Below are 18,703 nucleotides of genomic sequence, written 5' to 3' on the forward strand. Positions count from 1 at the left end.
CTATGGTAAGTTTACTGGGCATAGCCGTCCTTCTGGGTATTGCTTTCGCGTTATCCTCCGCCAAACGCAGTATTAATCTGCGCACTGTAGGCGGCGCATTTGCTATTCAAGCATCGGTTGGCGCCTTTGTCCTGTACTCGGAACCTGGTAAAGAAGTCTTGTTAAGCGCGACAAAATTTGTCGCCAATATTATTGCCTACAGCCAAGAAGGGATTAATTTTCTATTTGGCCCTATTGGCGACAAATCGATAGCGTTTATTTTCGCCTTTAACGTGCTTCCTGTTATCGTGTTTTTCTCAGCCCTAATTGCGGTCTTATACCACCTTAAGGTAATGGGCATTGTTATTAAGGTGATTGGTGGCTTTCTACAAAAAGCGCTAGGCACAAGTCGTCCTGAGTCTATGTCGTCAGCGGCCAATATTTTTGTCGGCCAAACTGAGGCGCCGTTAGTCGTTCGCCCATTCATCCCACACATGACCCGTTCTGAGCTTTTCGCCATTATGGTGGGGGGCCTTGCTTCCATTGCAGGCTCTGTAATGGCAGGTTACGCCGGAATGGGTGTAGAGCTTAAATATTTACTTGCAGCCAGCTTTATGGCGGCACCGGGTGGCTTATTGATGGCAAAGATCATTTTGCCTGAAACAACCAAACCCAACGAAGATTTACATGACGTAGACGCGGAAGATACCGGCTACGCCAATGTATTTGATGCAGCCGCCAGCGGCGCTGCATCAGGCATGCAGCTTGCGTTAAACGTAGGTGCAATGCTACTTGCTTTCATAGCACTTATTGCCATGTTCAACGGTCTTATAGGCTGGACAGCAGGGTTATTTGGCTATGAAAACGTAACGTTTGAAGGGATCCTGGGTTATGTGCTTCAACCTCTTGCATGGGCAATCGGCGTTCCATGGGAAGAAGCGCAACTTGCAGGCAGCTTTATTGGACAGAAGATGGTGGTTAACGAGTTCGTTGCCTATCTCAACTTCTTAGAAAGCCAAGAACAGCTGTCTGAAGCATCTCAGGCCATTATCACCTTTGCACTTTGTGGTTTTGCAAACTTCTCTTCTATCGCCATTTTGATGGGTGGAATTGGTGCTATGGCACCAACACGCAGAAAAGAAATTGCGAGACTGGGGTTAAAAGCTGTTATTGCTGCAACGTTATCAAACTTAATGAGCGCCGCGCTAGCGGGCTTTTACCTCTCTCTTGGTTAAATTTCATTAAATCAGACCAGTTGGTCAAGAAAATACTAGACTAACTGGTCAGGTTTATGTAAATTACGCGCAAATTCATCGCGGGGTTGATTTGTATCAATTTCTGCGACTTTTTTCTGTAGCCCGTCTACCTTTATAATGCCGCAGTCAATATATACGGGATAAAGTTATGCAATTAGTTGCTGTAGATTACCAAGCGGACAACGCTCAAGAAGAATTCGTGAAGTCACTTCGCGAAACCGGGTTCGGTGTTTTAAAAAACCACCCTATCCAGCAGTCATTGGTTCAAGGTATTTACGATAATTGGCAGGCCTTCTTCGACAGTGAACAGAAGAATGATTACCTGTACAACAAAGGTAAACAAGACGGATTTTTCCCTCAGAGTGTTTCTGAGGTAGCCAAAGGCTTTACGAAAAAAGATATTAAAGAGTATTACCATTTCTATCCGTGGGGTCAGTGCCCAGACACACTACGCCCTCAGATTTCTCAATACTATGAGGAAGCAAATGGCTTAGCGAAAGAGTTACTAGGCTGGATAGAAAAACACTCTCCTTCAGAGGTGAGCGGTAAGTACAGTCAACCGCTAGGCGACATGATCAAAGACTCAGATCAAACCTTGCTACGTATACTGCACTACCCACCACTTAAAGGTGATGAAGAAGTTGACGCAATCCGCGCTGCTGCACACGAAGATATTAATTTAATTACTATCTTACCTGCAGCCAATGAGCCTGGACTGCAAGTACAAGCTAAAGACGGTAGTTGGTTAGAGGTTCCTTGTGACTTCGGGAATTTGATTGTGAATATCGGCGATATGCTTCAAGAAGCATCAGGCGGATATTTCCCATCAACTACGCATAGGGTTGTAAACCCAGATGGCGCTGACATGACGAAATCTCGTATTTCATTGCCACTATTCTTACACCCTAGACCAGATGTTGTTCTTTCAGAACGTCATACTGCGGGGTCATACCTGCAAGAGCGCCTTCGTGAGCTGGGCGTTATATAAATTAAGTTCCTTTTGTAGTGTTATTCTTTGCCGCAGCTAGTCTGCGGCTTTTTTTTGCCCTCGCATTAGCGACTAGCCAACGACGCTAATTTAGACGAATAACGCTGCTTTTCTTGCTCGTTCGGTGAATGCTTAACTGCGTGCTTAAGATAACGCGTTGCTTTACTCACATCACCTAGCTCATGAAATGCTTTTGCCATTCCAAACAATAGTTCATGACGTGCGTTATCAAGCCTAAGCCCTCGCTCGTAATGGGTTATTGCCACATCGGCTTTTCCAGCCTCGAAGGCCTGCTCACCTAAGATATAGTGATAAAACGGGTTATTTTTACGTTTAGCCTCTACCATTTGAGTTATCTTTAGGGCCGCATCATCTTTATTTTGATAGGTATAAAGAATCGATAAGTTTTCCCATGCCGTTAAGTTTTCATCGTCCAGTGCTAACGCATGCTTATAGGCCAACTCAGCTTGCTCGTACTCATCAACCATTCGGTACAAAACGCCCAAATTTACCCAGGTCTGCTGTAACGCAGGGGAGATTTTGGCTGCGGCTCTAAAATAGCTGTAGGCTCGGGTATAACTGTTCGCCACTAAAGCGTCAGCGCCCTTATTGTTGTAAAACATAGCTATAACCTTGTCTCTCGATACTGCCTTTCTTGGGAAGTAATTGCGTAACATTTGAGGGTCGAAATCTACATCTGCCCACGTTCCGCCAACCGAGGCTACAGGGCTTTCATTAGGTAGTGAAATACGCAAATTAATATGCCCGTTAAGCAAGCTAAATCCTTCACGGCGAGTCCAATACTCTGGGATATCTACTTCATAAAAAGTGGCGGTAAGCCCAACGTGTTCAGCTAACGCCAGAGTCATAATAGACAATGAAAGGCAATTGGCAGCGCGGTTATTAAACGTGGTATTTGCTGTAGTATTGGCACTGTTTCGATAAAGCATCCCGCGGTCAGAATGATCGAAAATGGCCTTTACTAACCCTTTCACATTTTTTTGTAAAATGCTTTTTTCATGCACGGCTTTTTCTGCAAATTGCTGTGCGTCTTCATCTAAGTAAAAAATCTCTTCGGGCGGCTCGACGGGAAACAAACTAAAAGAGGGAAAGAGGCTATCGTTTAATAATATTGGTGTAGCATCTGCCTGATTGTTATTAGTAGACGTGCACCCACCAACTACAAAACAAAACAGTATTGTTACAAGAATTCGAGCATTCATAATAGGCACCTTTTTATTTACTCGATAGCCTAAATTATAGCACTCGCAACAAATTTCACATTTTATTTACAACCCCAAATGTTAGCCCCTCACCGCAAAAGAACGTATTTGTTGGCTTTTAAAACCGCGTAAACAAGTCGAAGCGCTGAAAATTTGGTGCTTCGCTTCATCTTTTATTGCGAACTCTTCTAATGCGCGTGGCGTAGGTATTAACGCTAACTTTTTTGAGCATTAATGTGCTCGCATTTCAAAAATATCAAATCTGCTGAAAAGGAGTTCGTATGTTCGCTGTCTATACCTATAGCATTGCCGGCCTGTTACTGATTATTTTTACTGTGTTTGTTCAAAACATCGTGGCCGCCATTGCACACAGAAGACAATCCCAGTATATCCCGGGTAAAGTTAGTGATGAGTTAAGTCATGATAGTTTTGTATTTAGAAGCCACCGAACCTTTCATAATTCGTTAGAGAACGTACACCAATTTACGCTTCCTGCCATTCTATGCATGTTTTTAGGCGCACCAACAACGCTATTAGCGTTACTAATATGGATATATGCATTATGCCGAATAATGCATATGGGGCTATACTACGCAATAGCTACGGAAAAAAACCCTAGCCCCAGAAGCTATTTCTACATGATTGGCGTGCTTTGTACAGTTGGCGTGTTTGGACTTGCGATTTTCCAATTATTTATGTAGGAACGCTGCAACTATGTAAATAATGTGAACCAAATGGTTCAATATTCAACTTATGATTAATCTACAATTGCTTCGTTGAGGAGTAATGTGTGTTATGGAAGTCATCACCCGCACTGAGGAGCGAGCGTGTATATTGAGCAAGTTGGCGAGCGTACTTTAAAAGATTGTAAAGTGCTTATCGTTGACGACCAAGCCAGCAGCAGACTTGTACTGGAAACATTACTTGAGGACACGGTTCCCTGTACTTCTGTGAGTTCAGGACAGGAGGCTATTGAGTACTGTAAGTTTCACACGCCTGATTTAATCTTAATGGACGTGTCAATGCCTGAACTCGATGGGCATCAAACCACCGCGCTTCTAAGGAGTAAGCCTTTATGCGCTCACATCCCTATCATTTTTGTTACTTCATCGAGTACCGATGAAGAAGAGACTCGGTGCTGGGACTCTGGATGCGTTGATTTTGTGGTGAAACCTGTAAATGCATGTACTCTACGGAACCGAGTGAAATCACATATTAATCATAAGCTGAGGAACGACCTGCTCGAAAAGCTCATTTATGTAGACAAACTAACTGGTGCGTACAATCGGCACTACCTTGATGACTACCTTCCTCGGCTAGTAAAAGATGAGCTTCGAACCTCTACTCCCCTTGCCTTAGTCATATTCGACATCGATCATTTCAAACTCTTTAATGATATGTATGGCCATTTAGACGGCGATAGTTGTTTATGGAAGGTCAGCAAGACCATTAATGATGCGCTGCTACGCCCCATGGATAAGCTGGTAAGAATTGGCGGCGAAGAGTTTCTGGTCATATTGCCTAACACTGATGTGGAAGGGGCAACAGCAGTGACCGAGCGTCTGCTGAAAATTGTTTACGATTTAAATATTCCACACTCTGCATCTGGATACGGGCGCATTACACTAAGCGCAGGGCTCGCCATTAAACATGATGATGCTAGCAAAACAATCGACCATGTCATGCTGGAAGCCGATAAGAATTTATATGCGGCAAAAACATCTGGAAGAAACCAATTGAAAGCGCCTTCGGTAGTGATAAAAAGCATTTCTGAAAATCACCACGCCCATCTTCCAATCAAAAGTCAAAGCGAGTAGCTCAGCCTAATTGATATTGACCCACAGCCTTGGTATGAAGCAATGCCTTTAATGAGTCTTCGCCGGTAACCCCTAATTCGTTTAGTTGGGCAAAAAATAACTGTAACGTGGCTAACGCATCGTCTAATGCATTGTGGGCGGGAAAGGCGGGTAAGTCTAAGCGCTGCCGACACACCGTAAGCGTAGCGCTATTATTAGGAAGAACCTGATGTTGTTTGTTTAACTGATATAGCGCCAGTTGTAGGGTATCAATGTAAATCACCTCTACTGTTTGTAAATTATTCTGCTTGAACGCCCGGTCAAGTGCCATTAGGTCAAGTTTAGCGTTATGAAATATCAGAATATTACGCTTTAGTAGTGGCAGTAAGTGACGCAGTGCTTCGTCAAGCTCCTCTCCTCTCTCTAATATGTCTTGCGTTAAACCATGAATGACCGGGCTTTGCCCTAGGTCGGCACGTGTATTAATTACATGATATCCGCTTGATGCAAGAGAAATTCGCATCCCCTTACCTTCCACATAACCCAATGAGGTTATTTGTGTTTTAGACGGCTGCAGGGAGGTAAGTTCTAAATCGATAGCGGCAAATGAAGTCTTACCTACATAGCGTTCTCGAAGCTTTGCTTTAAACCTGTTTTTATCGAAAAACACTGAGGCGCACGCTTGTATAAACTGCTTTATCATCGCATTTAGCCTACGCCGCCAGAAAACTTCATTACCATTGCCTGATTGGTTCTATCTATGGCTTTAAATGCAGCTTTAAGCTGATGTTTTTCTATGGACGATAGACTCGATATCGACACTCTATTGTCGGTCACTTTATTTTCCAACTGATGACGCCAGCGCAATCTGTTTAAGAAAAGCCAAATGTCGCGCAAATTAGTGGCATCTCGTTTTGACAGTTGAGAGCGAGATGATAATGCGTCTAAACGAGCAAGGGTATTAGGTAGTGTGATCCCGTCCGCCAATGCATAAATACGGGCTATATTATTAATTAACGCTACCGCTCGGGTTTTAAGGTCAATGACATCCTTTTCTTTTTGTTTGTCGTTTTTCGCTTTTTCATAAATAAACTTCTGAAACATCGATAACGGAACAGAAATCTCATTACTGTGTCTTGCCAGAGCGGCCAAAAACATGTTTTGTTTCATAAGAGGAGCGCGCTGTTTTTGTAGCTGCTTAAACAAGCTGACGTCACCTGCGGCGCAGCGCACGTCAAGAAAGATATTAAAGTGCATGATGGCGTCTTTTGTCGGTGCCTTTACCCAGTGCCGTGCCTCCTCTATGGCCTCGTCTAGTGACAGCCGAAGCGCGGGATTACTGGCCATTATGTTGCCATCGCACAACTTTATGCCGCACTTTGCTAGGCCATTGCAAACATATTCCGACATCTTGGAAAAGTAGTCAGCCTGCGCTTTAGTCGGGGCCTTTGCCAATAACAAGCCGTTGTCTTGATCCGAACCCATTGTTTGATCTTCTCTTGCCTGAGAACCATACACAAGCCAAGCAAACATCATAGGGGCTTTACCGTTGGCTTGTTGAAAAAAGCCAATCAACTTTCTTGTCATAATGTCGGTGGCCTGAGACAAAATTTTTCCGGCGATATCATAATCCCCCGCTTTTTTTGCGTGAGCAGCAAAGTAGTGAGGTAGCTGCCAGGACAGCCGAGTCAATTCATACAAGTTTTCAGCTTTACTAAGCTCGCCAATAATGAAGAGAACGTTGCCCCTTTGATGGCGAATAATATCACTCGCCGTTACCATACCTAAGGGCACCAGTGACTGATGATCGATAACGGGCAGGTGATGGATATTTTTTTCTGTCATTAGTGCTAGCGCATCAAACAAAGTCCTATTTCCAGTTATTTGCGCAGGGCTTTGCGTCATAATTTCACTTACCGGCAAATGGGTATCTAACGAAGCCGCAACCACCCGGGATCTCAAGTCGCGATCGGTAACAATGCCGGTAAGCTTGTCATTCTGTGTTACCAACAATGACGACACTTTTTGCGTTGTCATTAGCTGTGCCGCCGCTGAAATCGACGTATCTGCATTTACCGATACAGGCGCTTTTTCAATAACATCACACAGCCCTTTATATAGCCACATTGAATTAGTATCAGAAATAGCATGACTCTGCAGGGCGTTGTCTCTTAACCCATTAAAGAATTGTCGTATCGCCGGCTGCTCAAATAAGGGCGAAACAGCCGATGCATCGAAACGATAAACGAGCCCAGGGCTGTCTACACTGATACTTAACGGGAAGGAGCGCTGCTCCATGATCCCCGCATAGCCAAAGTAGTCGCCTTCACTTAAATGACGCAAAGGCGCATCTGAATCTTGAATAGAGAACTGCCCACCTCGTATAAGAAAAAGTGCGTTATTTTCTTGGTAAAGGTCGCTAACATTCTCGGAAGTAACGTAAATAAGCTCGGTGTGCTTAACTAGCTCCAATTTCTGTTCTTTATCAAGCACATCGAAAGGCGCAGACGTATTTAAGAAGTCTTCCACTTGTTTAGCCATTGCCGTCATAGCCGTCGTCCAATTTTTAAGACAAAAAAGAAAAAACCAACCTACTCACTTTCGCCAGTAGATTGGTTTTATTTGCTAAAGCCTATCTGAAGGCATTATCCGTTTAGTGAGCTGACGCTTCGCCCGCACCTTTCGGGTAACGAATGCTTTCAACCAGCTCTTGGATTTCTTCAGGTGCTTCATCGGTTGCTTTAAACACTAGGAACGCCACAATGAAGTTCACCAGCATACCTACCGTGCCAATGCCCTCTGGCGAAATACCGAACCACCAGTTATCAGGCGTATTTGCTGCTGGGTTTACAAACTTGAAGTAAATGATGTAAGCCGCAGTAAAGGCAATACCTGAAATCATGCCTGCAATGGCCCCTTTATCATTCATGCGTTTGCTGAATATACCCATGATGATAGCGGGGAAGAAACTCGACGCAGCCAAGCCGAAGGCAAAGGCGACCACCTGAGCCACAAAGCCGGGCGGATTAATACCGAAGTAGCCCGCGATAACAATTGCCACCCCCGCAGCTAACCTCGCATACATAAGCTCGGCTTTATCGGTAATATTTGGCATGAAGTTTCGCTTCAACAAATCGTGAGATACAGAGGTGGAAATTACCAACAGCAAGCCTGCCGATGTAGAAAGGGCTGCTGCCACTCCCCCCGCTGCAACCAACGCAATTACCCATGCTGGTAGGTTGGCAATTTCAGGGTTTGCCAATACCATGATGTCGCGGTCAACTTTCATTTCGTTGCGCTCATCACCCGAATAGAACATCTTGCCATCGCCGTTTTTATCTTCAAAGGCGATTAGCCCAGTCTGTTCCCAGTTTTTAATCCAAGACGGCGCTTCTGCGTAGCTGGTTCCTGTCATTTCAGGGCCATTAATGGTTTCAATCATATTGACCCGAGCGAATGCCGCTAGCGAAGGAGCAGTGGTATACAAGATAGCAATGAACGCCAATGCATAACCTGCTGATTTACGTGCATCATGAACTTTAGGCACAGTGAAGAAACGAACGATAACGTGTGGAAGACCCGCTGTACCCACCATAAGTGCAAAGGTAATAAAGAATACGTCTATGGTACTTTTGGTACCGGATGTGTATTCATTAAACCCAAGTTCGACGGATAAATTATCGAGCTTTTGCAGCATATGGACGCCGGAGCCGTCAGCGAGTGTGGCACCGAACCCTGTTTGCGGCAGGATGTGGCCTGTCACCATCATAGAGATAAATACCGCTGGTACAATGTAAGCGAATATCATTACGCAGTATTGTGCTACCTGAGTATAGGTAATGCCTTTCATGCCGCCCAACACGGTGTAAAAGAACACGATAACCATACCGATAACCACACCAGATACGATGTCTACTTCTAAGAAACGGCTAAATACCACACCGACCCCACGCATTTGGCCTGCCACGTATGTGAAACAAACAAAGATTGCGCAGAATACAGCCACCGTACGTGCCGTTTGAGAGTAGTAACGATCACCGATGAAATCAGGCACCGTAAATTTGCCGAACTTACGTAAATAAGGTGCTAAACAGAGTGCTAACAATACATAACCGCCGGTCCAGCCCATAAGGTAGACGGCGCCGTCATAGCCCATAAATGAGATAAGCCCAGCCATAGAGATGAAAGACGCTGCCGACATCCAATCTGCTGCGGTAGCCATACCGTTCATCACAGGTGGCACGCCGCCACCAGCAACGTAAAAGTCGTTAGTAGACCCAGCGCGAGCCCAAATTGCAATTGCAATGTAAAGCGCAAAAGAAGCGCCAACAATAATAAATGTTAAAGTTTGAACGTCCATGCTTTACTCCTCATCTACGCCGTAGCGTTTATCCATGGCGTTCATCTTTGCCATATAGACAAAGATCAATGCAACAAATACGTAAATTGCGCCCTGTTGTGCAAACCAGAAGCCTAATTTAAAGCCAAAGAACTGAATTTCATTTAAGATATCGACAAACAGTATGCCGGCACCAAATGATACGATGAACCAAACGACTAAAAGCTTGGCAAGGAGTGATAAATTCTCCTTCCAATACGCTTTTTTGTCCTCTTCGTTTCTAAATGCCATTGTTTCACCCTCATGTCAGGTTAACTAGTTGTTATGATTTTACAATTCCCTAACGCTCGGCTTTGTTAACGTTATTGCTGTGATTCGGTCTTTATCAATTGAAAGAACAAAGCAGCAAAAGTCAAGCATCTAGGAGGTCGGCTATTACTCTAGTCCTGCATCATGAAATTCAAAATGAGACCATGGTCGTAGGTAGACCATGGTCGAAATGGTTATAATAGCAACAGCATTGTTAAATCTTCGTTAAAAGGAATGTTATGGTCTTTGGTTGGGTAACGCTTGCAGTTCTGTATCTCTTCTTGCTATTTTCATTAGCGAGTTGGGGCGAAAAGAATTCACCTACTGCCCGCGCACTCACCTCTCACCCGGCTATTTATTCACTCGCGCTCGCTATTTACTGTACGGCTTGGACGTTCTTTGGAATGGTAGGCCAAGCAAGCCGAGATACATGGATTTACCTACCCATTATGCTTGGTCCCATTTTGGTTTATGTATTGGGGTATAAGTTTATTTACAAGCTGACCCTGGTGAGTAAAAAGCAACACATTACCACCATCTCAGACTTTATTGCTTCACGTTATGGGAAGCGCCAAACCGTTGCGTTAGTAGTAACACTTATTGCTTTATTGGCCACCATTCCCTATATCGCACTTCAGTTGAAGGCCGTTGGGGCGACTTTCCAGTTGTTAACGCAACAACCAAACAGCAACGGCATTATTATTGCCGCCACCGGCTTCATTGCCGCTTTTGCTATTTACTTTGGCACACGCCAAACCGATGTCACTGAATACCGCCGGGGCTTGATGTTAGCCATAGCATTCGAATCGACCATCAAATTACTGGCTTTGGTGCTAGTGGCTGCGGTTGGGTATAGTGCATGGAAACGAACCCAGTCAGGGCCGTTTTTTGAAAGTTTTACTAATGAAATCGCCCTCTCTCAGTTTGGCTCGTTCAGCTTTATTGCACAAACGATCATGGCTGCCGCTGCAATAGTGTGTTTACCCCGCCAGTTCCACGTTGCCATTATCGACAATTTAAGCCTTGGGCATTTGCGCACTGCGCGTTGGCTCTTTCCCTTATACCTTACTGTTATTTCCGCCGTGATCCCGATAATTGCTATCGCGGGCAAAGCGATCTTCGCCAACCAAGGCATAGAGCCCGACTCTTACGTGTTATCACTGGCCGTATTTTCCGAGTCGGTACTGCTTCAGGTTATTGTATTTGTGGGCGGGTTGTCCGCGGCAACGGCGATGATCATTGTCGCTACGCTAACCCTTAGCACTATGTTAACTAACGATGTTATTTTACCTCGCATATTAGCGTTTACGGGCAACACAGATGACAAAAAGGACGTATCGAGAAAGATTCGTTTAATTCGCCGTATTGTTATAGCGTTTATTCTACTTATGGCGTTTTTATACCACCAGCAAATGACCAGCAGCCGCTCTCTTCACTCTATCGGCTTAATTGCCTTCTCGCTGGTTATTCAGCTAATGCCTGCCATTGTGGGCGGGCTGTATTGGAAGCGGGCTCATGCACACGGGGTATATGCAGGCCTAATGGTAGGCCTAGTTATTTGGGTGCTGTGGCTAGTGCTTCCCATTGTGAGCGAGCAAGTATCGCAAATGGAGCAAAACGAGTTAATCAGCCAAGGCGCCATGATTAGCTTGGCGGCAAATAGCTTTGTGTACATTTTATTTTCTCACTTCGCGCCCCAGCGTCTTATCGATCGCATTCAAGCCGAAGCCTTCGTATCTCCCGCTATATCCAGCAGTAACACAGTAAAAACCCAGGCAACGAACGTAACAGTATCAGACCTTATTACTTTACTTTCTACCTTCATGGGATCTGGTCGGTGTGAGCAGTTGCTAGACCAATACCAGCACCTTAATAACTGTCAATTGAAGCATGACGACACGCCTAATGAATCCTTTTTATCCTTCTGCGAGCGTGCATTAGGTGGTGTTATTGGCGCATCGAGCGCAAAAGTGCTGCTAGACAGCGCGTTACGTGGTAAAAAAATGGACTTCACTGAGGTTATCAACTTCTTTGATGACACCACGCAGGCAATGCAATTTAATATGACCGCGCTTTTAACGTCGCTTGAAAACATGGATCAAGGAATCAGCGTTGTCGACAAGCATTTAAACTTAGTAGCGTGGAACAAGCGCTACGCTAATCTCTACCCTTACCCCGACAACTTACTCGCGGTGGGTACTCCAATAGAAAAGCTCATTCGATACAATGCCGCTCAGGGTGAATTTGGTACAGATAACGTAGATAGCGAAGTTGAAAAACGTCTCTCACATTTGCGCTCGGGCATGCCTCACCGCTTTACCCGCCAGCGCAAAGATGGCCGAGTCATTGAAATGGTCGGCAACCCGCTACCTGGTGGCGGCTTCGTAACAAGTTTCAACGACATAACAGGGCATGTGGAAATTCAGCAGGCTCTAGAAGAGTCGAATATAGATCTTGAAGCGCGAATTAAAAAGCGTACTGAAGAAGTGCATTCAATTAACGCCGAGTTACGTCTTGAAATTGAACGTCGTTCTGAAGCAGAAAAAGAGCTGATAAGAGCAAGAAAAGCGGCCGAAGATGCTAACGCCAGTAAAACCCGGTTCTTGGCGCTCGCCAGTCACGACGTTCTGCAGCCTTTGAACGCGGCAAAGCTTTATGTCAGTGCGCTAGAAGAGCAAGAGCTACCCGAATCGTCCCACGCCATTATTCAGAAACTTGGACACAGCGTTACGTCGAGCGAAACACTGATTGGTACACTGTTAGATATTGCACGTTTAGATCAGGGCGAGATGAAACCGGATATTGAATCTATTGATATTACGGCACTACTTTCCCCGCTGATAGACGAAATGGCCATGCGAGCCAAAGAAAAAGGCTTGGGCTTTAAAGCCATTGTGCGTCCCTGCTGGGTTAGAGCGGACAAAACCTACTTGTACCGAATTACTCAAAATTTGCTATCAAATGCTGTGAAATATACCGAAAAGGGACGGGTTCTATTTATTGTAAAACCAATAAAAAACACCGTTCATTTTAAAATTCTCGATACGGGCATAGGTATATCTGCCGATAAAAAAGACAGTATCTTCGGCGACTTTTTCCGTGCAAACGAGAGTAAAGAGCACGGTTTGGGGCTGGGCTTAGGGGTAGTAAGGCGCCTAAGCCTTCAACTAAACAGCGATATCCAAGTCATGTCACAAATAGGTAAAGGCAGTTGTTTTACGTTTACGCTCGAGAAAGCCGAACCCAAACGGGTATCGAGTATTGTATCGAAACCTCGCGGCACCACCTTCACGGGTATGGACGTTCTGTGTGTGGACGATCAAAAAGAAAACCTTGATGCCATGAAAACCCTTTTGCAAAAGTGGGGGATTAACGTTGCCCTTGCCAACAACTGGGATGATGCACTAACCCTGTGTAAGACAATTCAGCCGCAAATTCTGTTAATGGATTATCAGCTTAGCCACGACAGCGAGAAAAACGGATTAGCGCTGATAGAGGAAATTAGGCACAGGCTTAACATTGTGGTGCCAGCCGCTTTGATAACCGCAACCCCCGATGAGAGCTTGGTCACACAATGTAAAGCGCAGGGCGTAAACTTTTTGGCAAAGCCACTTAAACCCGCCAAACTCCGTGCCCTTCTTCAAAGTATGACGCGCTATATTAGGGAAGCAAAAAACGTTTAGCTTTAATTGTGGGCACCTTTAGTTACGAATTAGAGAAACTCTTCGTGAGCTTTACTATCTTCTGTTTTCACAACAGCGGTTTCACTCGAAGATTTTGCCACTATCTTACCCATTGAGCCCCATTTTTGTTTAGGGTTCAGCAACACTGGGCGAGTAAGAATTAAATTATTCGGGTACATCAGTGTTTCACGCTCTGCTGTAACCAGGCGTGTACTAAATGGGCCCACGTCAGCAATAATTCCTTCAATATAGTTATCCCCGTCAAGCACGCGAACATAGTTCCCTCTGCGATAAGCCACATTCGTCAACAAAATAAAATAAGCGGTGATGTTACTAATGAGTGACCAGCTGGCAAAAAGCGCGACACCTGTTACCGTAATAATGGACGTGGACAGCACCAACAAGCCTGAAAAATCAATTCCCCACGCAAGCAAAAGGAGCGCTAGAGAAACAGTGGCAACGATAACCCGCGCGGCAAACAAGCCTTTAAGGGCACTATGGGACTTAAGCTTAGACTTTTCGATATTGCTTTCTAGCTTTGGCAATAATTTGCGAGACATGCCCAAATAAAACAACAGCACCACGCCACTCCACACGGCATTTGACTGGTATTGCGTCAACCACGTCAAAAACCCATGCCACCATTCATTCATCACAGTAAACCCTTAATTTTTATAGCGCTATTTATGTCAAACGCGCGAAGATTGCCGACAGAAGACGCCGACGCGTCTTCATGCTAACGTGAATAACTCACGAGTTCATGCATTAAAAGCAATCGACACAACAAGAATTATTCGTAAGACAGTGTTAAATACTTCTATTAGTATGCGCGCAAAATGACGTACCTAGTGATGCCTGTCGCATTATATTGTTCTCGCTTGCTCACAGCGTGCCCGTTGAGGGCAAAGAATGAGGGCAAAGTGAAAGTGATAATACACCATCAATAAAAACGACACCTCGCATCGACAGAGTGTGATATTCACGCTTTAATAACACTAGCCGGGTCAAAAAAACGACAACTTTTAAACTACAGGTTTTTATAATGCGCATTGCAATTCTTTCAAGAAACCCTCGCCTTTACTCTACTTCACGCTTAGTTGAAGCCGGTCAGGCTCGAGGGCATGACGTTGATGTTATCGACACCATGCACTGTTACATGGATATCACCAGTGCGCGTCCATCTGTACGCTACCACGGTAAAAAACTTCCCTATTACGATGCGGTTATCCCTCGTATTGGAGCGTCGGTGAGTTTTTACGGTACGTCGGTAGTGCGCCAGTTTGAGATGATGGGGACGTATAGCCTTAATGAGTCGGTCGCGATTAGCCGCTCTCGCGATAAGCTGCGTTCCCTACAACTTTTATCACGCAAAGGCATTGGCATGCCTAGAACGGGGTTTGCTCACCACCCAGATAAAATTGACGATGTTATTAAAACTGTAGGCGGCGCACCGGTGGTGATTAAGCTTCTAGAAGGTACCCAAGGTATCGGTGTGGTGTTGGCAGATACACAGAAAGCGGCAGAGTCGATTATCGAAGCATTCATGGGGTTAAACGCCAGTATTCTAGTGCAAGAGTTTATTAAAGAGGCAGGCGGCAGTGACATTCGCTGCTTTGTAGTGGGCGGCAAAGTGGTTGCGGCGATGAAGCGCCAAGCGGCACCGGGAGAATTTCGCTCTAACCTTCACCGCGGTGGGCAAGCAAGCTTAGTGCGCTTAAGTCCCGCTGAGCGAAAAACGGCAGTCGATGCGGCGAAAACAATGGGTCTAAATTGCTGTGGTGTAGACATTCTGCGCTCAAACAATGGCCCGGTTGTCATGGAGGTCAACTCGTCGCCAGGATTAGAAGGTATAGAAAAAGCCACCACGAAAGATGTGGCCAGCATGATCATTGAATTTATTGAAAAAATGTGCAGAGCCGCATAAAACCAAAACCCGAGGAAAGGGCTAACCCTTTTTTTACCTTTGCTTTGCAATAACCTACTTATAGGAAAACGTGAGTGGTAAACGATGTGCTAACAATTGGGGGGGAGAGCATTGCCCCTGGCGAAACAAAAAAGATTGAGCTAGAAATGCCGCCGCTTTATACGGCTACTAACATGAGCATTCCGGTGTATGTAAGACGTGGAAAGCGACCGGGCCCTACTATGTTTGTAAGTGCAGCCATTCATGGCGATGAACTAAACGGGATAGAAATCGTGGGGCGTTTAATTCGTTCAAAAGCGATTGAGCGCATTAGGGGTACATTAATTGCGGTACCTATGGTTAACGTATATGGCGTACTCAATCAGTCTCGCTATTTACCAGACCGACGGGATTTAAACCGCAGTTTTCCAGGAAGCAAAAAAGGTTCTTTGGCCGGCCGTTTAGCGAACTTATTTTTTAAAGAAGTCGTAAGCAAGTGTGATGTAGGAATAGACCTTCACACTGGTGCAATACACCGCAGTAACCTTCCCCAGATTCGCGCCGATTTAGACGATGCAGCCGTGCTGGAAATGGCCAAAGCATTTGGTGTTCCTGTGTTACTCAATGCAGAATTACGGGACGGATCATTGCGAGAAGCGGCCAGCGCAAACGGTGTTAAAATCTTACTTTACGAGGCCGGGCAAGCACTGCGCTACGATGAGTTCTCTATACGAGCAGGTGTAAAAGGCATTATTAACACCATGCGTCATTTAGGCATGCTCAATAAAAGCCGCAGTAAGGGTCATAGCATTGAACGTTTTATCGCCAGACAGAGCGGCTGGGTTCGTGCCCCGGAAAGCGGGTTTGTTACGCACTTAGCACAACTTGGCGATCATGTGGAAAAGGGTGACAAGCTGGCTATCATTGCAGACCCGTTTGGCAACTATCTAGATAGTATTGTAAGTCCTGCAGAAGGGGTCGTCATTGGTAAACAAAATATTCCACTCACTCAAGAAGGTGAAGCGATTTATCACATTGCATACTTCTCTGAGCCTGATACCGTTGCAGAACACGTAGAGTTATTGCAAGACAATTTATTGCCACAAGAACAAGACCCTGGTTTATAAAATTGGTATAACAATAAATGAACAATAAAAAAATCGTTGGTGCGGTAGAGCTGTGTGACCTACCCAAACTTGCTATTACTGACCTGAATGTGCGCGTGGATACGGGCGCAGCCACGTCTTCGTTACATGTAGACAATATCGAAGAATTTGAGCAAAACGGTGAGCTTTGGATTACCTTCGATATCCATCCAGATATTCACAACGTTGAGCGAGTGGTGCGCAGAGAAGCGCGAGTGGAAGGAAAGAAACGAGTCAAAAGCTCTACGGCTACACGGGAAAAGCGCTATGTGATAATTACGCCTATAATAATGGATGGGTACCAGTGGGATATACAGTTAACCCTTACTGACCGCTCTGAAATGACGTATCTTATGTTACTTGGACGCGAAGCAATGAGCGGGCATTTTATTGTCGACCCAGAGCACGATTTTTTGCTTACGGGAAGAGACTAATTATCACCACGCGTTGAAAGGCCAGACGATAGGTGGTGGGCTTCACCGGAATAAATAAAGTGAACTTTATGGACATGTGGACTAAACAACTAGGGTGGGTCGCGTTACTACTAAGTACTGTGACGTCTTTCACTATTAGTGCTCAAGAAGTCGTGGCGAGTAAGGTTCAAAGTGAGCTACCCCACACTGTTATTCGGCTGCCAAATGTTCATCCCGGCAGAGATGCCGTGTACGCGTATGCAAAAACACTTTTAGCAGAGTCGTTACGTGTTACAAAGGCCCAATATGGCACATTTGAGCTTTTAGTCAGCGACCAAGAAACAGCGCAAGAGCGTCAATTGCGAAGCCTTGAACACAATATGCTAGACGTAACCTGGAGTGTGACCTCTAAAGAACGGGAACGTCAGTTTTTGCCTATCCGTATCCCTATTATGGCCGGGCTTTTTGGTAAACGAGCTCTATTTGTAAAGGCAGGTGACACTCGATTAAAAGGCGTGGAAACCCTTCAGGATTTACAAGCTTTCAGAGCCGTCTTGGGCTATGACTGGCCCGATACAAAAATTTTTCGCGCCAACGATATCCCAGTATTAGAAACCACATACCGCGCCTCTTTCCGTATTGTATCGGAAGGCTTTGCAGACATGTTTCCTCGTAGCGTAATGGAAATTCATGAAGAGGCCCAAGATGATACCCTTTCACGTGATCTCGTCATAGATCAAAACCTTATCATTGCTTACCCAAGCCCCATATTTTTCTTCGTAAGTAGCGATAACCAAGCGTTGGCTAACCGTATTACCGAAGGTTTACTGACTTTGTTTGAAACGGGTAAATTTCAGGCGCTATTAGTGGCAAATGCTAATTTTAAGCAGGGCATGTCGCTTATTGAAGAGCGAACCGTGATAGGCATTGAAAACCCATTTTTGAGTGAACAAAGCCGTTTGGCGCTAGAGAAGTTTCTTCCCGAGTTTTCTGCGTCAAAGCCTTTAGAAGATTTTGAGGCTACTGAGATGGCGGTTCCAGTTCAAGTTGAGAAGCAATAAGCACCGCCTGCGTGCGATTATTTATTCCTAGCTTTTTGAAGATAGCCGTAACGTGGGCTTTCACGGTAGCCTCAGCAATATCTAAGTTAAAGCCAATTTGCTTATTCAACAACCCATCTCGCATGTAACACAATACTTTGTATTGCGATGGGGTAAGCGATGCTACCTTATCTGCTAACTCAGAAAACGCTTCGTTCACTTCATCAACATTTTCACTTAAGTTTTCAGGTAACCATACGTCGCCATCTAAAATCGCTTCTACGGCATTAGCAATGTCTTGTGCACTGGCAGTTTTAGGGATAAAGCCAAGTGCGCCAACACTAATTATTTTCGAGATGAGAGTGGTATCTTCGGTTCCCGACACGACTGCAACGGGAAGTTCAGGAAAGAGTTTACGAATGTGCAATAAGCCGAACAAATCATTGCTGCCCGGCATATGTAAATCGAGTAACAGCAAATCGATATCCTCGTTATTAAGAATATCGACTGTGGTGGTTAAGTCGCCAGCCTCTTTAAGCGTTAAGGCTGGCAATGACAACGATAACGCGCCTCTTAGTGCATCGCGATACAGCGGATGATCATCAGCGATTAGAAGGGTTATCATTGTC

General features: G+C 45.1%; 15 protein-coding genes and 1 pseudogene. 9 read left to right on the top strand and 7 right to left on the bottom strand.

Annotation, left to right across the window (positions count from 1 at the left end; all coding sequences use genetic code 11):
• Positions 1 to 2: 2 nt before the first annotated feature.
• Together ACX5J7_RS11180 and ACX5J7_RS11185 are read left to right on the top strand one after the other, a co-directional pair.
• Positions 3 to 1,214: a NupC/NupG family nucleoside CNT transporter gene (locus ACX5J7_RS11180; RefSeq protein ID WP_015068155.1), complete on the top strand. Its 1,212-nt coding sequence runs from the start codon at positions 3 to 5 to the stop codon at positions 1,212 to 1,214.
• A gap of 169 nt (positions 1,215 to 1,383) precedes the next feature.
• The gene (locus ACX5J7_RS11185) at positions 1,384 to 2,223 is read left to right on the top strand and encodes an isopenicillin N synthase family dioxygenase (RefSeq protein ID WP_015068156.1); all 840 of its coding nucleotides are present in this window, start codon (positions 1,384 to 1,386) and stop codon (positions 2,221 to 2,223) included.
• A gap of 65 nt (positions 2,224 to 2,288) precedes the next feature.
• On the opposite strand, the gene ACX5J7_RS11190 is transcribed toward ACX5J7_RS11185, so the two are convergent.
• Positions 2,289 to 3,446 carry a tetratricopeptide repeat protein gene (locus tag ACX5J7_RS11190; RefSeq protein ID WP_015068157.1) on the bottom strand — a complete coding sequence of 386 codons (1,158 nt, stop codon included), beginning with the start codon at positions 3,444 to 3,446 and terminating at the stop codon, positions 2,289 to 2,291.
• A 281-nt stretch (positions 3,447 to 3,727) separates the two neighbouring features.
• Here ACX5J7_RS11190 and ACX5J7_RS11195 point away from each other — a divergent pair, with 281 nt between their 5' ends.
• Both ACX5J7_RS11195 and ACX5J7_RS11200 read left to right on the top strand, forming a co-directional pair.
• Positions 3,728 to 4,147 (top strand): MAPEG family protein, encoded by a 420-nt coding sequence (locus tag ACX5J7_RS11195; RefSeq protein WP_020744348.1) that lies wholly within the window; start codon positions 3,728 to 3,730, stop codon positions 4,145 to 4,147.
• Between the two features lie 126 nt (positions 4,148 to 4,273).
• Positions 4,274 to 5,263: a GGDEF domain-containing response regulator gene (locus ACX5J7_RS11200; RefSeq protein WP_278383523.1), complete on the top strand. Its 990-nt coding sequence runs from the start codon at positions 4,274 to 4,276 to the stop codon at positions 5,261 to 5,263.
• Position 5,264: 1 nt separating this feature from the next.
• Here the strand turns inward: ACX5J7_RS11200 and ACX5J7_RS11205 are convergent, their stop codons facing one another.
• From ACX5J7_RS11205 to ACX5J7_RS11220, 4 genes are all read right to left on the bottom strand, one after another.
• On the bottom strand, positions 5,265 to 5,945 hold the full coding sequence (locus ACX5J7_RS11205) for a 3'-5' exonuclease (RefSeq protein ID WP_015068160.1): 681 nt from the start codon (positions 5,943 to 5,945) through the stop codon (positions 5,265 to 5,267).
• Between the two features lie 5 nt (positions 5,946 to 5,950).
• The gene (locus tag ACX5J7_RS11210; protein WP_498707245.1) at positions 5,951 to 7,792 is read right to left on the bottom strand and encodes a DUF294 nucleotidyltransferase-like domain-containing protein; all 1,842 of its coding nucleotides are present in this window, start codon (positions 7,790 to 7,792) and stop codon (positions 5,951 to 5,953) included.
• A gap of 103 nt (positions 7,793 to 7,895) precedes the next feature.
• Entirely contained in the window at positions 7,896 to 9,602 is a 1,707-nt protein-coding gene (locus tag ACX5J7_RS11215) for a sodium:solute symporter family protein (protein WP_015068162.1), read from the bottom strand.
• Between the two features lie 3 nt (positions 9,603 to 9,605).
• Positions 9,606 to 9,872, bottom strand: coding sequence for a DUF4212 domain-containing protein (locus ACX5J7_RS11220; protein WP_015068163.1), 267 nt, complete (start codon positions 9,870 to 9,872; stop codon positions 9,606 to 9,608).
• 257 nt (positions 9,873 to 10,129) lie between these two features.
• Between ACX5J7_RS11220 and ACX5J7_RS11225 the strand changes: the two genes are divergently transcribed.
• Positions 10,130 to 13,573, top strand: a complete 3,444-nt coding sequence (locus ACX5J7_RS11225; RefSeq protein ID WP_020744351.1) for a PAS domain-containing hybrid sensor histidine kinase/response regulator — start codon at positions 10,130 to 10,132, stop codon at positions 13,571 to 13,573.
• Positions 13,574 to 13,602: 29 nt separating this feature from the next.
• On the opposite strand, the gene ACX5J7_RS11230 is transcribed toward ACX5J7_RS11225, so the two are convergent.
• Positions 13,603 to 14,226 (bottom strand): mechanosensitive ion channel domain-containing protein, encoded by a 624-nt coding sequence (locus ACX5J7_RS11230; RefSeq protein ID WP_015068165.1) that lies wholly within the window; start codon positions 14,224 to 14,226, stop codon positions 13,603 to 13,605.
• Positions 14,227 to 14,615: 389 nt separating this feature from the next.
• Between ACX5J7_RS11230 and rimK the strand changes: the two are divergent.
• The 4 genes and pseudogenes from rimK (at position 14,616) to ACX5J7_RS11250 (ending at position 18,095) form a co-directional block, all read left to right on the top strand.
• Positions 14,616 to 15,522: pseudogene (gene rimK, locus ACX5J7_RS11235) on the top strand (30S ribosomal protein S6--L-glutamate ligase).
• Between the two features lie 49 nt (positions 15,523 to 15,571).
• On the top strand, positions 15,572 to 16,603 hold the full coding sequence (locus tag ACX5J7_RS11240; protein ID WP_023559923.1) for a succinylglutamate desuccinylase/aspartoacylase family protein: 1,032 nt from the start codon (positions 15,572 to 15,574) through the stop codon (positions 16,601 to 16,603).
• 17 nt (positions 16,604 to 16,620) lie between these two features.
• Positions 16,621 to 17,055, top strand: coding sequence for an ATP-dependent zinc protease family protein (locus ACX5J7_RS11245; protein WP_020744354.1), 435 nt, complete (start codon positions 16,621 to 16,623; stop codon positions 17,053 to 17,055).
• Between the two features lie 68 nt (positions 17,056 to 17,123).
• Positions 17,124 to 18,095: a type 2 periplasmic-binding domain-containing protein gene (locus ACX5J7_RS11250; protein ID WP_020746644.1), complete on the top strand. Its 972-nt coding sequence runs from the start codon at positions 17,124 to 17,126 to the stop codon at positions 18,093 to 18,095.
• On the opposite strand, the gene ACX5J7_RS11255 is transcribed toward ACX5J7_RS11250, so the two are convergent.
• Positions 18,055 to 18,699, bottom strand: coding sequence for a response regulator transcription factor (locus ACX5J7_RS11255; RefSeq protein ID WP_015068170.1), 645 nt, complete (start codon positions 18,697 to 18,699; stop codon positions 18,055 to 18,057). The two genes, ACX5J7_RS11250 and ACX5J7_RS11255, sit on opposite strands and share 41 nt — an antisense overlap.
• Between the last annotated feature and the right edge of the window lie 4 nt (positions 18,700 to 18,703).

This window comes from Alteromonas infernus (assembly GCF_902705815.1).

Bases quoted from the DNA above. Each gene is read 5' to 3' on its own strand.
- ACX5J7_RS11180 (WP_015068155.1), top strand. From the start codon at position 3: ATGGTAAGTTTACTGGGCATAGCCGTCCTTCTGGGTATTGCTTTCGCG.
- ACX5J7_RS11185 (WP_015068156.1), top strand. From the start codon at position 1,384: ATGCAATTAGTTGCTGTAGATTACCAAGCGGACAACGCTCAAGAAGAA.
- ACX5J7_RS11190 (WP_015068157.1), bottom strand. From the start codon at position 3,446: ATGAATGCTCGAATTCTTGTAACAATACTGTTTTGTTTTGTAGTTGGT.
- ACX5J7_RS11195 (WP_020744348.1), top strand. From the start codon at position 3,728: ATGTTCGCTGTCTATACCTATAGCATTGCCGGCCTGTTACTGATTATT.
- ACX5J7_RS11205 (WP_015068160.1), bottom strand. From the start codon at position 5,945: ATGATAAAGCAGTTTATACAAGCGTGCGCCTCAGTGTTTTTCGATAAA.
- ACX5J7_RS11210 (WP_498707245.1), bottom strand. From the start codon at position 7,792: ATGACGGCAATGGCTAAACAAGTGGAAGACTTCTTAAATACGTCTGCG.
- ACX5J7_RS11215 (WP_015068162.1), bottom strand. From the start codon at position 9,602: ATGGACGTTCAAACTTTAACATTTATTATTGTTGGCGCTTCTTTTGCG.
- ACX5J7_RS11220 (WP_015068163.1), bottom strand. From the start codon at position 9,872: ATGGCATTTAGAAACGAAGAGGACAAAAAAGCGTATTGGAAGGAGAAT.
- ACX5J7_RS11225 (WP_020744351.1), top strand. From the start codon at position 10,130: ATGGTCTTTGGTTGGGTAACGCTTGCAGTTCTGTATCTCTTCTTGCTA.
- ACX5J7_RS11230 (WP_015068165.1), bottom strand. From the start codon at position 14,226: ATGAATGAATGGTGGCATGGGTTTTTGACGTGGTTGACGCAATACCAG.
- ACX5J7_RS11245 (WP_020744354.1), top strand. From the start codon at position 16,621: ATGAACAATAAAAAAATCGTTGGTGCGGTAGAGCTGTGTGACCTACCC.
- ACX5J7_RS11250 (WP_020746644.1), top strand. From the start codon at position 17,124: ATGGACATGTGGACTAAACAACTAGGGTGGGTCGCGTTACTACTAAGT.
- ACX5J7_RS11255 (WP_015068170.1), bottom strand. From the start codon at position 18,699: ATGATAACCCTTCTAATCGCTGATGATCATCCGCTGTATCGCGATGCA.